Source organism: Streptomyces typhae (assembly GCF_009755605.1).
Taxonomy (GTDB): domain Bacteria; phylum Actinomycetota; class Actinomycetes; order Streptomycetales; family Streptomycetaceae; genus Streptomyces; species Streptomyces typhae.
In genome coordinates, this window is the sequence record NZ_WPNZ01000027.1 from 107039 (window position 1) to 121460 (window position 14422).

General features: G+C 72.1%; 9 protein-coding genes and 1 pseudogene. 5 read left to right on the forward strand and 5 right to left on the reverse strand.

The features are described 5' to 3' along the window. Positions 1-308: 308 nt before the first annotated feature. The 4 genes from GPA10_RS35210 to GPA10_RS35225 form a co-directional block, all read right to left on the reverse strand. On the reverse strand, positions 309-812 hold the full coding sequence (locus GPA10_RS35210; RefSeq protein WP_157168982.1) for an ATP-binding protein: 504 nt from the start codon (positions 810-812) through the stop codon (positions 309-311). Positions 813-1076: 264 nt separating this feature from the next. Continuing rightward, entirely contained in the window at positions 1077-1847 is a 771-nt protein-coding gene (locus tag GPA10_RS35215) for an enoyl-CoA hydratase/isomerase family protein (protein WP_058850846.1), read from the reverse strand. A gap of 142 nt (positions 1848-1989) precedes the next feature. Next, the gene (locus GPA10_RS35220; protein ID WP_157168983.1) at positions 1990-3231 is read right to left on the reverse strand and encodes a L,D-transpeptidase; all 1242 of its coding nucleotides are present in this window, start codon (positions 3229-3231) and stop codon (positions 1990-1992) included. A gap of 174 nt (positions 3232-3405) precedes the next feature. Further along, positions 3406-4635 carry a L,D-transpeptidase gene (locus GPA10_RS35225; protein ID WP_343041668.1) on the reverse strand — a complete coding sequence of 410 codons (1230 nt, stop codon included), beginning with the start codon at positions 4633-4635 and terminating at the stop codon, positions 3406-3408. A gap of 209 nt (positions 4636-4844) precedes the next feature. On the opposite strand from GPA10_RS35225, the gene glgX reads away from it, so the two are divergent. The 3 genes from glgX to GPA10_RS35240 all read left to right on the forward strand — a co-directional run bounded on the left by glgX (position 4845) and on the right by GPA10_RS35240 (position 9891). Continuing rightward, positions 4845-7262 (forward strand): glycogen debranching protein GlgX, encoded by a 2418-nt coding sequence (gene glgX, locus GPA10_RS35230; RefSeq protein ID WP_425505874.1) that lies wholly within the window; start codon positions 4845-4847, stop codon positions 7260-7262. A 72-nt stretch (positions 7263-7334) separates the two neighbouring features. After that, the gene (locus tag GPA10_RS35235; RefSeq protein WP_058850850.1) at positions 7335-8312 is read left to right on the forward strand and encodes a LysR family transcriptional regulator; all 978 of its coding nucleotides are present in this window, start codon (positions 7335-7337) and stop codon (positions 8310-8312) included. A 160-nt stretch (positions 8313-8472) separates the two neighbouring features. Then, complete coding sequence (locus GPA10_RS35240; protein WP_058850851.1) at positions 8473-9891, forward strand: alpha-lytic protease prodomain-containing protein; 1419 nt, start codon at positions 8473-8475, stop codon at positions 9889-9891. 183 nt (positions 9892-10074) lie between these two features. On the opposite strand, the pseudogene GPA10_RS35245 reads toward GPA10_RS35240, so the two are convergent. After that, a pseudogene (locus GPA10_RS35245) lies at positions 10075-10344 on the reverse strand (response regulator transcription factor); the annotation flags it as partial. A 124-nt stretch (positions 10345-10468) separates the two neighbouring features. Here GPA10_RS35245 and GPA10_RS35250 point away from each other — a divergent pair. Both GPA10_RS35250 and GPA10_RS35255 read left to right on the forward strand, forming a co-directional pair. Next, positions 10469-12376 carry an ABC transporter ATP-binding protein gene (locus GPA10_RS35250; protein ID WP_157168984.1) on the forward strand — a complete coding sequence of 636 codons (1908 nt, stop codon included), beginning with the start codon at positions 10469-10471 and terminating at the stop codon, positions 12374-12376. Beyond that, positions 12373-14403, forward strand: coding sequence for an ABC transporter ATP-binding protein (locus GPA10_RS35255; RefSeq protein ID WP_157168985.1), 2031 nt, complete (start codon positions 12373-12375; stop codon positions 14401-14403). The genes GPA10_RS35250 and GPA10_RS35255 overlap by 4 nt, the downstream gene beginning before the upstream one ends. Positions 14404-14422: the final 19 nt, after the last annotated feature.

Consider the following 14422-nt stretch of genomic DNA (forward strand, 5'->3'; position numbering starts at 1 on the left):
CAAGTAAGGGTGACCAAACCTTCTCTATGGCGCCACACAGCCGCTGTTTAGCCATCGTTTACAAGGTGAGTGCTCTATCTCACCAAGGATTCACCTCTAAGGTGTAAGGTTATGCCCATAAATGACCGACTCGGGACTTTTGGATCGGTGACCCCTGTCTGCCATAGTCGAAAGCAGCGACCCCCATTGACCCGGGCTCGGTCGTCCTTGCGGCCGTGGACCACACCCCTTTCGTCCATGGCCCCGCTCGAAGGCCCCCGACAGCGCCGCACCCACGGCCCCGGGGGCTTTCGCGTACCCGGCGGGTGTCAGCGGTCGTGGATCCGCATCTCGAACCACGTCGTCTTGCCGCGCGGCAGCAGGTCCACGCCCCAGCGGTCGGCGAGCTTGTCGACGAGGAAGAGGCCGCGGCCGCTGACGTCGAGCTCGTGGACGGGCATCAGGCACGGCAGCCCGCGGGAGGGGTCGCGCACCTCGACCCTGAGCCAGCCGCGCCGCCGCAGCATCCTGAGGCCGAAGACCCGGGCCCCGGTGTGCCGCACGGCATTGCCGACGAGCTCGGACACCAGGAGCACGACGTCCTCGGTGAGCTTGGGCGTGAGGCCCCAGTGGCGCAGGACGACCACCTGCGCGAGCCGGCGGGCGATGGCCGCGGACTCGGGGCGCGAGGGCAGCGGCACTTCGGCGTCGGTCGGGTTGCCGAACAACTCCAGGGCCTTCAGGGCGTGTTCGTCCTCCACCGCCGGAGACCAGCGCGCCGCGGTCGCACCCGTGCGTTTCCGCGGCTGTTCGACACCCTCCTGCCCCGCCATGCCCCCCATGATGGCCGCACCGCGGGGGCGTTGGGGCCGTTCCGACGGAATAAGCCCCCCGGAAGCTACCGTTCCGGGGGGCTCGACAGGCATATGCCTACGGCAGTTCGGTCTCCGTCACACCCCCTCCCACCTGCGGTGACTACACGCTCACAGGTGATCACAGAGCGGTCGGGACCGGCTCGCCTTAAGGTTCTCTTAAGGCCGCCATAATCCGCCCCTTCGAGGGACACTTTGGCTGACGGCCTTTCAACTGTCCGGAAATCAGCGGAACTTCGCCTTGCCAGGCCCCTCCTCCACGAAGCTGCGCATACCCCGCTCACGGTCCTCGGTTGCGAACAGGCCTGCGAACCACGTGCGTTCGACCGCGAGGCCGGTGTCGATGTCCGCCTCCAGACCCGCGTCCACCGCCTCCTTGGCGGCGCGCAGCGCGAGCGCCGGGCCCTTGGCGAGGCGGGCGGCCCAGGCGTGGGCCTGCTCGTACACCTCGGCGGCGGGCACCACACGGTCCACGAGGCCGATGGCGAGCGCCTCGTCGGCCTTCACCATCCGGCCCGTGAAGATGAGGTCCTTGGCCTTGGCGGGGCCGACCAGGCGTGGCAGGCGCTGGGTGCCGCCCGCTCCCGGGATCAGGCCGAGCAGGATCTCGGGCTGGCCGAGCTTGGCGTCGTCGGCGGCGATGCGGAAGTCGGCGCACAGCGCCAGTTCGCAGCCGCCGCCGAGCGCGTAGCCGGTGACGGCGGCCACGACCGGCTTGGGGACGCGGGCGACGGCGGTGAAGGCGTCCTGCAGCGCCCGCGACCGCACGACCATCGCCGTGTGGTCCATGGCCTGCATCTCCTTGATGTCCGCACCGGCCGCGAACACCTTCTCGCCGCCCCAGAGCACGACGGCGCGCACGTCGTCGCGGTCGGTCACTTCGGCGGCGAGGTCCTTGAGGCGGTCCTGGAGCTCGATGTCCAGGGCGTTCATGGGCGGGCGGTCGAGGCGGATCGTGCCGACGCCGTCGGCGACTTCGAGATGCACAGTTGTCATGCGGGCACGTTAGCGGGCGTTCACGCGAAACGGCCCGGTGCACTGCGTCACAGTGCGCCGGGCCGTGCCATGCGGTGCGGTGCGGTGCAGCGGAGTGCGCTGCGGCGCAGTGCCGTGCGGTGCACCGCGGTGCTGCGGATCGTTACGCCTTCCACTCGTCCCAGGACATGTTCCAGCCGCTGTAGCCGTTGTCCGGGGCGATGGTCTTGTCGTCGGAGTTCTTCACCACGACGACGTCACCGACCATCGAGCGGTCGAAGAACCAGGCGGACGGGACCTTCTTGTCGTAGCCGCCGCGGACGTCCTGGAGGCCTATGCAGCCGTGCGAGGCGTTGTAGTTGCCGAACGCGCCGCCGCCCCAGTAGTTGCCGTGGATGAACGTGCCGGACGTCGACAGGCGCTGGGCGTGCGGCACGTCCTTGATGTCGTACTCGCCGCCGTAGCCCACGGTCTCGCCGTTCATCCGGGTCACCTCCAGACGCTCGCTGATGACCATCTGGCCGTTCCAGGTCTCGTAGCCGGGCTTGCCGGTGGTGACGGGGATCTTCTTCAGGACCTTGCCGTCGCGCACGACGGTCATCTTCTTGGTCTTGACGTCGACGGTGGAGACCTGGCTGCGGCCGATCTCGAAGCTGATGGTCTTGGCCTGCTTGCCGTAGACGCCCGGACGGCCCTCGACGCCGTCGAGGTCGAGCTCCACGGTGACCTTGGTGCCGGGCTTCCAGTACTTCTCCGGGCGGAAGTCCAGACGGTCGTTGCCGAACCAGTGGCCCTCGACGGGCACGGAAGGCTCGGTCGTGACGCGGATCGCCTTCTCCACGGCGCGCGGGGCGGTGATGCCGCGGGTGAAGCGCACGGAGAACGGCATTCCGACGCCGACCTTCGTGCCGTCCTCCGGCGTGAACTGGCCGACGAAGGTGTTCTTCGGCACCAGTGTGGTGAACGTCGAGTCCTTGGCGGAGGTGCGGCCCTCGGAGTCCTTGGCGATCGCGTGGACCTTGTACTCCGTGCCGGCGGCGAGATGCTGCTCGGGCGTCCATTTCGCGCCACCGGAAGTGATCTTTCCGGGTACGGTCCTGCCCTTCGGGCCCTTCACCGTCACCTCGGTCAGCTTGCCCTTGGCGGCGGATATCCGCAGCGCGCCACTGGTCGCCACGGCCTTGGTGCCGTCCTTCGGGGCGATGGTGACGACGGCCCGCGAGGGCTTGTTGGCGTCCGCCCCGCCCTTGTCCCCACTGCCGTCTCCGTCGCTCCCACCACCGCCGCACGCGGCCACGAACAGCAGCGTCGCCCCGGACGCCGCCGCGAGCAGTGTTCTGGCGCCCCGCCGCCGCCCGCGCTTGCGCGCGTGGGCCGACGCCCCCGATATCGGTCGCCCGTTCAAGATCTTTCTCCCCTCGCACGGCCCGCTGAGGCCCGCACTCCAGTGCCCCGGCGCGGTGGCCGAAAACAAGCCGACTCGCGCACTGCGCTAGATAACCACAGGGCCCGGAGCGATGACTCCCCGCCAATGTCACCGTTCCGTTCCAACTGTGTTCATGGGGCAGGCCCGTGGCCTTCAGGGGCGGTTCGCGCGAGGCCTCTTGTCGCCCTTTTCCCTTTCTACGGCTTTAGCCGCTTTCTTTCCGGCCTTCTTTCCCGTCCTCCACTCCTCCCAAGCCATGTTCCAGCCGCCGAGGCCGTTGTCGGGAGCGACCTTCTTGTCCTTGCTGCGGACGACCTCGACGACGTCGCCGATCAGGGAGCGGTCGAAGAACCAGCCCGCCGGTGTCCTCGGGCTGCCGCCCTTGACGTCGCGCAGGCCCACACAGCCGTGGCTCACGTTCGTCTTCCCGGGGGCGTCCGGCGCCCAGTAGTTGCCGTGCAGGAAGGTGCCGGAGGTGGTGAGGCGCATCGCGTGCGGCACGTCGGGGATGTCGTACTCGCCGCCGAAGCCGACGGTGCGGCTGTTCATGCGGGTCACTTCCAGCATCTCGGTGACGACCATCTTGCCGTTGTACGTCGTCGTCCCAGGAGCCCCCGCGGTGATCGGCACGGTCGAGATCAGCTCGCCGTCGCGGCGCACCTCCATGGTGTGCTCGGCGGCGTCGACCAGGCTGACCTGGCTGCGGCCGACGGTGAAGGAGATGGTCTTGTCCTGGAGGCCGTAGACGCCGGGCGCGGCCCGCACGTCCCGCAGGCCGAGGTCGACGGTGACCTCGGTGCCCGGCTTCCAGTACTTCTCGGGGCGGAAGTCGAGGCGGGTCGAGCCGAACCAGTGCGGGCGGATCTCGACGCCCGGCCTCGCCGTGACGCGCACCGCGCGCTCGACGGCCTTCCTGTCGGCGACCTCACGGTTGAACTCCAGTGAGACGATCATGCCGGTGCCGACCGTGGACCTGTTCTCCGGAGCCACGTACGCGACGAAGCGCTCGTCGGGGACGAACGTGGTGAAGGTCGTGTGCCGTGCCGTGCGCCGGCCGTGGCCGTCGAGCGCGACCGCGTCCACGGTGTACTTCGCGGCGAGCGCCAGCGGCCCGCGGGTCAGCGGGCGCCAGGTGGTGCCGTCCTCGCCGATGCGCCCCGGCACCTGGGTCTCCCGGGCGTCCTGGGACCGCACCACCCGTACGGACTCCAGGCGCCCGGCCGGCACCCGCACCTCGAGGCGCTCGTGTGCGCGCACGTTCTTGTCGCCGTCGCCGGGCGTGACCCGGATCGCGTCGGCGGGCCTCGGCGGCTTGCCGAGGAGCCCGTCGAACTCCGTGCCGGTGCACCCCGCGGCCCCGAGCGTCAGTCCTGCCCATGCCACCGCTGCGGCCAGCGCGGCTCCTGCGCGCCGAGCGCGCCTCGTTGCCTGTCTCACGTGGGTCCCAACGACCGTGCCCGCCCGGGGAAACGTGAGTGCGACGCACCGGGTGGGCAGAACAGACAGAAGGACGCCGTGCGGGCGGCCGCGGCCGGGACGCCGCGCGCTCTCCTGCCGTGCGTCCACCGGCCCGAGCCGCGGGAGGCTGAACGGTGTCGAGCGCAGCCGATCAGGAGGCAGTGCAAGGAGCACGAACCCGTGGCCGCGACCGGCCGGACGGCCCTCGGGCCGCGTCCGGGGCGCACAACGGTGGCCCCGACACGCGCAAGGCCCCCGCGCGGACGGTGTGGCCGGGGACGCCGACGCCCCTGGGCGCCCGGTTCCGGGTGGGGCCCGACGGGGTGGCGGGCACCAACTTCGCGCTGTGGGCGGGGGGCGCGGAGGCCGTCGAACTGTGCCTGTTCGACGACCCCGACGACGACGCGGGCCGCGGCCGCCCGGGAAGCGACGGCCGCCCGGGGTCCTTCGGCGGACAGAGGCCCTTCGGAGGCCCGGGGAACGGGGGCCGCTCCGGTGGCCGCACCGTCGAGACCCGGTGTCCGCTGACCGAACTGACCCACGAGATCTGGCACGGCTTCGTGCCCGGGGTGCTGCCGGGGCAGCGGTACGGCTTCCGGGTGCACGGCCGCTGGGACCCGTGGACCGGCGCCCGCTTCAACCCGGCCAAGCTGCTGCTCGACCCGTACGCCCGCGCGGTCGACGCGGGCGCGGGCGACGACTACGGCGCGCTGCCGCCCGAGGTGTACGGCCATGTGCGGGACTGGCCGCAGCAGCACGTCGCCGACACCGTGCGCGACGACCGCGACTCGGCCCCGTACGTACCCAAGGGCGTCGTGGTGCACGACGACGCCCCGGACGACGAGTGGTGCGAGGACCGGCGCCCGAAGACCCCGTGGGCGGACTCCGTCATCTACGAGGTGCATGTCCGCGGCTTCACCAAGCTGCACCCCGGGGTCCCTGAGGAGCTGCGCGGCACCTACGCGGGGCTCGCGCACCCGGCGGCCGTGGAGCATCTGGTACGGCTCGGCGTGACGGCCGTCGAACTCCTTCCCGTGCACCAGTTCGCCCACGAGGACCATCTGCTGCGGCGGGGCCTCAGGAACTACTGGGGCTACAACTCGATCGGCTACTTCGCCCCGCACGCGGCGTACGCGGCGTCCGGCACCCGCGGCCAGCAGGTCGGCGAGTTCCGCAGGATGGTGCGGGCCCTGCACGAGGCCGGCATCGAAGTGATCCTGGACGTGGTCTACAACCACACGGCGGAAGCGGGCGAGCTGGGGCCGATGCTGTCCCTGAAGGGCATCGACAACCGCGGCTACTACCGCCTCCAGGACGACGCCCGGCGCTACGCCGACTACACGGGCTGCGGCAACACCCTGCACGTCGTCCAGCCGCAGGTCCTCCGCTTGATCACCGACTCGCTGCGGTACTGGGTGTCGGAGATGGGCGTGGACGGCTTCCGCTTCGACCTGGCAGCGGCGCTCGCGCGCTCCTTCCACGACGTCGACATGCTCTCACCGTTCCTCGCGGTCATCGCCCAGGACCCGGTCCTGCGCCGCGTGAAGCTGATAGCCGAGCCGTGGGACGTGGGCTCCGGCGGGTACCAGGTGGGGGCGTTCCCGCCGCTGTGGACGGAGTGGAACGACCGCTACCGGGGTGCCGTACGGGACTTCTGGCGGGGCGCGCTGCCCGATGTGCGGGACCTCGGCTACCGCCTGTCGGGGTCGAGCGACCTGTACGCGTGGGGCGGGCGCCGCCCGTACGCGTCGGTGAACTTCGTGACGGCCCACGACGGCTTCACGCTGCGCGACCTGGTCTCGTACGAGCGCAAGCACAACGAGGCCAACGGCGAGGGCAACCGGGACGGCTCGGACGACAACCGGTCCTGGAACTGCGGTGCCGAGGGCGAGAGCGCCGACGCGGACGTGCGCGCGCTGCGGCGGCGGCAGCTGCGGAACCTGATGACCACGCTGCTGCTCTCCACCGGCGTGCCGATGCTCGTCGCGGGCGACGAGATGGGACGCACCCAGCGCGGCAGCAACAACGCCTACTGCCAGGACAACGAGGTGAGCTGGGTCGACTGGGGGCTGCGCGACGAACCGGGGTGGCGGGAGCTGTTCGCGCTCACGTCCCGGCTGATCGCGCTCCGGCACCGGCATCCGGTGCTGCGGCGCCGGGCCTTCTTCTCCGGCCGTGCGCACTCCGCGGACGGGCTGCGGGACCTGGCGTGGTTCACGGCGCGGGGCACGGAGATGACGGAGGCCGACTGGTACGCGCCCGCGGCCACGCTCGGCATGTATCTGTCCGGCCGCGACATCCCCGGGCGGGACGCGCGCGGGGCGCCCGTCACGGACGACAGCTTCCTCGCCGTGCTGCACGCCGCGGCGGATCCGCTGGACTTCGTGCTGCCCGGCAGGCCGTGGGCCGCGGCCTACGAAGTGCTCGTCGACACCTCCCTGGAGGAGCAGGGCAGGGCGCCGGAGACCCTGCTCGCAGCGGGGGCCGCGGTGACCCTGGCCGCGCGGTCGGTGCTGCTGCTTCGTGCGGTGCCAGGGGAAAGAGAGGCCTGACGTTTCTTTGACGATAATTCAGGTCCGTACCAAGGTATTGCCCGTGGCGCGGACGCGGACGAAGCTCACCGCATGGACCTGGAGTTGCGGCACCTGAGGACGATCCGCGCGATCGCCGACGCGGGCAGCCTCACCAAGGCGGCCACCGCGCTCGGGCTCGCACAGCCCGCGCTCAGTGCGCAGCTGAAACGGATCGAGCGGGCCCTGGGCGGGGAGCTCTTCGAACGCGGCCGGTTCGGGGTGCGGCCCACCGCGCTCGGCGAGTTCGTGCTCGCGCGCGCCCGCATCGTGCTGCCCGCGGTCAGCGGGCTCCAGGAGGAGGCCGAGCGGTTCAACCGGGTCTGGCAGGACCAGCGCGGCTTCCGGCTCGGCGCCACGCACGGGCCGCTGCTCGGCGGCCTGGTGGACCGGCTGGCCGCCGCGCATCCGGACCGGCCCGTGTCGACGTACACGGCCTGGTCCGAGCGGGACATCGCCGGGCAGGTCGCGGACGCCCGGCTCGACTTCGCGCTGATCGGCACGTGCGGGGCGAGCACGCCGCCGGAGAACGAGCGGCTCGTGTGGCGCGAGGTGGCGCGGGACCCGGTGTTCGTCATGCTCACCACCGGGCACCGCCTTGCCGACACCCCGGAGATCGAGCTGGCCGACCTGGCCGACGAGGCGTGGACGGACGTCCCGGGCGACGGGTGCTTCGGGGACTGCTTCACCGCCGCGTGCGCGCGGGCGGGCTTCACCCCTGCCTCGGTGTACGAGACCGACACCGCGTCCTGCGTCCATCTGGTGCAGGTGGGGCGGGCGGTGGGGTTGTGCCGGGCCACGTTTCCGCCGACCGCGGGGATCGTGACACGGCCGCTCGCCGGGGCGCCGCTGTACTGGCGGCATCTTCTGGGGTGGCATCCGGAGACCTACGCCCATGACACCGCGGCGGCCGTGTTCGCCCACGCGCGGGCCGCGCACGCCGAGGCGGCCGCGCGGAGCGAGAGCTACTCGGCGTGGCTGGCCGCGCCGGGGACCGCCGCGCCAGGATCCGCCGCGGAGCAGCATCCTTAGGTCCCCGGCCGCGTTCCATAACGCGGCGGCAGGGGGGCAACTGGCATCTACTGACGGCATGTTGGCCCTTCTACGGTGTGGTCGACCGGAGAACGAGCGGATCCCGCTTCCCCGCGTTCATGGATCCGCCGCTCCCCGTCCACACCGAGGAGAGACCCCCATGCAGCACAGACACCCCTCCCCGAACCAACGTAGTAGCTGTACCGCTCGCCGCCGCGTCCAGGCGGCCGGTGCCGCCCTGGCTGCGGCCGGCGCGCTGGTCCTCGCCGGACTGCCGGGCTCCGCGTCCGCGCAGTCCGACGCTTCCCCCACACCCTCCCCGCGCGACGCCGCCGCCACCGCAGCCGTGGCGAAGACGTCGCCCGAGGTCCTCCAGGCCATGCAGCGCGACCTGGGCCTGACCGCCGCGCAGGCCAAGGCGCGCCTGGTCAACGAGGCGGACGCGGGTGCGGCCGCCGGATCGCTCCAGGCCGCGCTCGGCCGTGACTTCGCCGGCGCCTGGGTGACCGGCGCCACCTCGGCCTCGCTCACCGTCGCCACCACCGACGCCCGGGACGTCGCGGCCATCGAGGCCGAGGGCGCCCGCGCCCTGCTGGTGCGGCACTCCGTGGCCCAGCTCGACGCGGCGAAGGCCAAGCTGGACCGGGCCGCCAAGAGCACCCGGACGGCCGACGCACCCGTGTGGTACGTCGACGTCAAGTCCAACGCGGTCGTCGTGAACGCCCTGAAGACCTCCGCGGCCGACAAGTTCGTCGCCGCGGCCGGCGTCGACGCGGACCTCGTGAAGATCAAGAAGACCGCCGAACGACCCCGTCCGTTCTACGACATCGTGGGCGGCGAGGCGTACTACATGGGCAGCGGCGGCCGCTGCTCGGTCGGCTTCTCCATCACCCAGGGCGCCACCCAGGGCTTCGCGACCGCGGGCCACTGCGGCCGGGCGGGCACCACGACGCGCGGCGTCAACCAGCAGGCCCAGGGCACCTTCCGCGGCTCGATCTTCCCGGGCAAGGACATGGCCTGGGTGGCCGCGAACTCGCAGTGGACCGCCACCCCGTACGTGAAGGGCTCCGGCGGCCAGCGCGTGGGCGTCGCGGGCTCGACGCAGTCCGCGGTGGGCGCCTCGATCTGCCGCTCCGGATCGACCACCGGCTGGCACTGCGGAACGATCTCGCAGCACAACACCAGCGTCACCTACCCCGAGGGCACCATCAGCGGTGTGACGCGGACGACCGTGTGCGCGGAGCCCGGTGACTCCGGCGGCTCGTACATCTCGGGCAGCCAGGCGCAGGGCGTCACCTCGGGCGGATCCGGCAACTGCCGCTCCGGTGGCACGACGTTCCACCAGCCGATCAACCCGCTCCTTCAGCAGTACTCGCTGACGCTGAAGACCACGGGCGGCGGCCAGGACCCGGACCCGGACCCCGGTAACCCGGGCAACACCACCTGGGCCGAGGGCAAGGTCTACGCGGCCGGCGACACGGTCGTCTACGACGGCACCAACTACCGCTGCCTCCAGCCGCACCAGGCACAGCCCGGCTGGGAGCCGCCGAGCACTCCCGCGCTGTGGGAACAGGCGTGACGACAGCGCACTGACCCGCAGGGGCCCGTCCTCAGGGGCGGGCCCACCGGGCCCCGCAACGGGCCCCACACTCATCCGCGCTGGTGGGAGCGCGGGTGCGGACCCAGGGCGGGGAGGTCGTGACTCCGGGGGGAGGCACGGCCGTAAGGACCGGATTCCGGCCTCGGCCGACCGTGTGGGCGGTCAGCCGGGGATTCCGCGGTCGTAGGCGGTCGCCACTGCCGCGGCACGGTCCTTGGCGCCCAACTTGCCACAGTTGTCGGTGAGATGGGTCTTGACCGTGGCTTCGCCGATGGACAGCTGCTCGGCGGCGCCCCGGTTCGAGGTGCCCCTGGCGACGAGCGCGAGCACTTCCCGTTCGCGGGTGCTCAGCGGTTCGTCGCCAGGGGCACGCACGCGTTCCGCCGGGCGCGAGGCCACGGCCGGTGACAGCACCGCGCGGCCCTCGGGGGCGGTGCACCCGTGGCGACCTGGGACCAGCGGCGGCGCATCGGCGGCGGCCTAGGACCAGCGGAGGACCCCGGCCGGTCCAAAACCCACTGGGCGCTGTCAGAGGTGAAACGTAGGCTCGCCCCTGATGCCCACGACACATGCACCTGCCAAGGAACCCGGCGGCCGGTCCGCCGTCCGGACACTCAGACGGCTGTGGCCGTACGTGCGTCCCGTACGCACACGCCTGTTCACCGCGGGAGTCGTCGCCATCGTGGCGTCGTGCACGGGACTGGTGTTCCCCCTCGTCCTGAAGTGGATGGTGGACGGCCCGGTGGCCGACCGGGACACCGGGGGCGTCTGGCTCGGCGCGCTCCTGCTGCTCGGGCTCGGCGTGGCCGAGGCGCTCCTGTTCGGGTTCCGGCGCTGGCTGGTGGCGCGCCCCCTCGCCGGTGTCGAGGCCGCCATGCGGGCTCATCTCTTCCGCCATCTCCAGCGCGTCCCGGTCGCGTTCCACGACCGGTGGGCGTCGGGCCAGTTGCTCTCGCGCGGCACGACGGACCTGATGCTGCTGCGCATGTTCCTCGCGTTCCCGCTGACGTTCCTGGTGGTCAACGGCGCGACGATCCTCGTGGGCATGGCGATCCTGCTCGCCCAGGAGTGGACGCTCGGCCTGGTCCTGCTCGCGCCCGTGGTGCCGATGGTGGTCTTCCTCGCGTACTTCGAGGGGCGGTACGCCGCGGTGTCGCGGCGCGCGCAGGACCAGGTCGGCGATCTGACGACGGTCGTCGAGGAGAGCGTGCTCGGCATCCGGATCATCAAGGGCTTCGGGCGGCACCGCAGCCAGGCCCTGGCGTTCCGCGAGCTGTCCCGCACGCTGCGCGGCACGGAACTGGCCAAGGCCCGGCTGCTCGCCGCGATCTACGCGGTCATCATGACGCTGCCGGAGCTGGCGATCGGGGCGGCGCTCGTCCTCGGCTCGGTGCAGGTGGCCGACGGCGACCTGTCGACGGGCACGCTGGTGGCGTTCCTGTCCACGGCGCTGGCGCTGCGCTGGCCGGTGGAGTCGATCGGTTTCCTGCTCGCGATGAGCCAGGAGGCGGCGACGGCGACGGAGCGGTACTTCGAGGTGCTGGACGCGGAGCCGGAGGCGGAGTCGGCTACGGCTCCGGCTCCGGCTCCGGCTCCGGAGCATGGCACGGAGAGCGTGCGGAGCACGGACCCCGCACCGGGCGCGGAGGCCGCACCGGGCGCGGAGGCCGCACCGGGCGCAGAGCCCCTACGGGGTCCGGTCCGCGAACAGGCCCCGGTTCCCGTTGACGGCATCCGCTTCCACGCCGTCCAGTTCCGCTACCCCGACGCCCCGGACCACTCCCCCGCCGTCCTGGAGCACATTGACCTGCACATCCGCACCGGCGAGACGATGGCACTCGTCGGTGCCACCGGCAGCGGCAAGACGACGCTGACCGCTCTCGTGCCCCGGCTGCACGAGGTGACCGGCGGGCGCATCACGCTCGACGGCGAGGACATCGCGGCGATGCCGCGCGAGCGGGTGCGGTCGCTGGTGTCCATGGCCTTCGAGGAGCCGACGCTGTTCTCCGCCTCCGTGGGCGAGAACGTCCTCATGGGCTCCGGCGGCACCGCGGGCGTCGACGCGTTGGACCGGGCGCTCGCGGTGGCGCAGGCCGAGTTCGTGCACGCCCTGCCGCAGGGCGCCGACACCCAGGTCGGGGAGCAGGGGCTGAGCCTGTCGGGCGGACAGCGGCAGCGGCTCGCGCTGGCCCGCGCGGTCGTGGGCACCCCGCGCTTCCTCGTGCTCGACGACCCGCTGTCGGCCCTTGACGTGCACACCGAGGCGCTGGTGGAGGCGGCGCTGCGGCGGGTCCTGAAGGACACCACGGCCCTGGTGGTGGCGCACCGCCCGTCGACGGTGCTGCTTGCCGACCGGGTGGCGCTGCTGTCCGGGGGCCGCGTCGCGGCGGTGGGCACGCACCAGGAACTGCTGCGGGACAACGCGGAGTACGCATGGCTGATGTCTGGGGGAACGGAAGGATGAGCACGACCGGAACAGGCGCAGGTACAGGCGCAGGCACAGATACAGGCACAGGCACAGGCACAGGCACAGACGCAAGCACAGGCAAACCAGCTGATACGGGCAAGTGCACCGATACCACCCCCCACACCCCTAACGACGCCCCCCACACCCCCCAAACAGCCCCCGACACGGACGACGCCTTCGACCAGGACTCGCTCCCCGCTCCCCCGGGCGCCACCGGCGCCCTGCTGCGCTCCCTCCTGGCGCCCCGCCGCGCCCGCGTCGCCGTGGCCGCCCTGCTCCTGCTGGTGCAGCAGGCGGTCATCCAGGCGGGTCCGCTGCTCGTCGCGTACGCCATCGACCGTGCCGTGCCCGCGTTCCGCGCGGGGGACCACGGGCCGCTGATCACGGTCGGCGTGGCCTATCTGGGGTGCGCGGTGGCGGCGGGCGGCTTCCAGTACGCGTTCATCCTGGCGTCCGCGCGCGTCAACCAGGACGTGCTGCTCGATCTGCGGGGCCGCATCTTCCGGCACGCGCAGGCGCTCAGCGTGGACTTCCACGAGCGGTACACGTCGGGGCGGCTGATCTCCCGCTCCACCACGGACGTGGAGTCGCTGCGGGAACTGCTCGCCGAGGGACTCCAGGAACTCCTCACGGTCGTCCTGTCGTTCGTGTCCATCTCCGTGATGCTGCTCTGGCTCGACCTCGGCCTAGGCGCGGTCGCCGTCGCCTCCTTCGTGCCCCTGTACCTCCTCATCCGCCTCTACCAGCGGCGCGCCGGAAGGGTGTACCGCGCCCGTTCCACGGCCGTGGCCGCCGTCATCGTGAAGTTCACGGAGACGATGAACGGCATCCGCCCGGTGCGGGCGTTCCGCCGCGAGCGGGCCAACGAGGAGCAGTTCGGGGCGCTCAACCACGTCCACGAGCGCGTCAACGGCGACGCACTCCTGGAGATGGCCCGGTACGTGGTGGGCTCACGGCTCGTCGCGAACACCGCGGTCGCGGGGATCGTGCTGTGGGGCGCGTACCGCGTCGCGCAGGACACGCTCGCGCTCGGTGTGCTCGCCGCGGCCGTGCTCTACCTGCGGCGTCTCTACGACCCCATCGACCGGCTCGGGATGTTCCTGAACTCGTACCAGTCGGCGGCGGCCTCGCTGGAGAAGATCGCGGGCCTGCTCGCGCAGACGCCGTCGGTGCCGGAGCCCGCGCCCGGGACCGGGAAGCCGCTGCCGCCGCTCGCCTCCGCGCAGCCGGGCCGCACCGTCGAGTTCGACGGCGTGCGCTTCGCGTACCGCACCGGCGGCGAGGTGCTGCCGCGCTTCGACCTGACGCTGCCGGCCGGGCAGACCGTGGCGGTGGTCGGGTCCACCGGCGCGGGCAAGTCGACCCTGGCGAAGCTCCTCGCCCGCTTCTACGACCCTTCGCCGGAGGCGTCTGACGGGCCCGGCCAAGAGGCCGCCGCCGGTGGCCGTGTCCTGCTCGACGGCGTCGACCTGCGCGACCTGGCGACGACCGAGCTGCGGCGCGGCGTCGTGATGGTCACGCAGGAGGCGTTCCTGTTCTCCGGCACGGTCGCGGAGAACATCGCGATCGGGCGCCCGGACGCCACCCGCGAGGAAATCGAGCGGGCCGCGAAGGCCATCGGCGCCCATGACTTCATCACCTCGCTGCCCGACGGCTACGACACCGACGTACGCAAGCGCGGCGGGCGCATCTCGGCGGGCCAGCGCCAACTGGTGGCGTTCGCCCGTGCCCTGCTCGCCGACCCGGCCGTCCTGATCCTGGACGAGGCCACCAGCTCGCTGGACATCCCCGGCGAGCGGGCCGTGCAGCGGGCGATGGACACGGTGCTCCGCGGCCGTACCGCCGTCGTCATCGCCCACCGCCTGTCGACGGTGGAGATCGCCGACCGCGTCCTGGTGATGGAGCACGGCCGCATCGTGGAGGACGGCACCCCCGCCGACCTCATCAGGGGCACGGGCCCGTTCGCGGAGCTGCACCGGGCGTGGCGGGACAGCGTGGTGGGCGGCGGCAAGGCGGCCCCCTAGGCCCCCCGAGCCCTGGCCG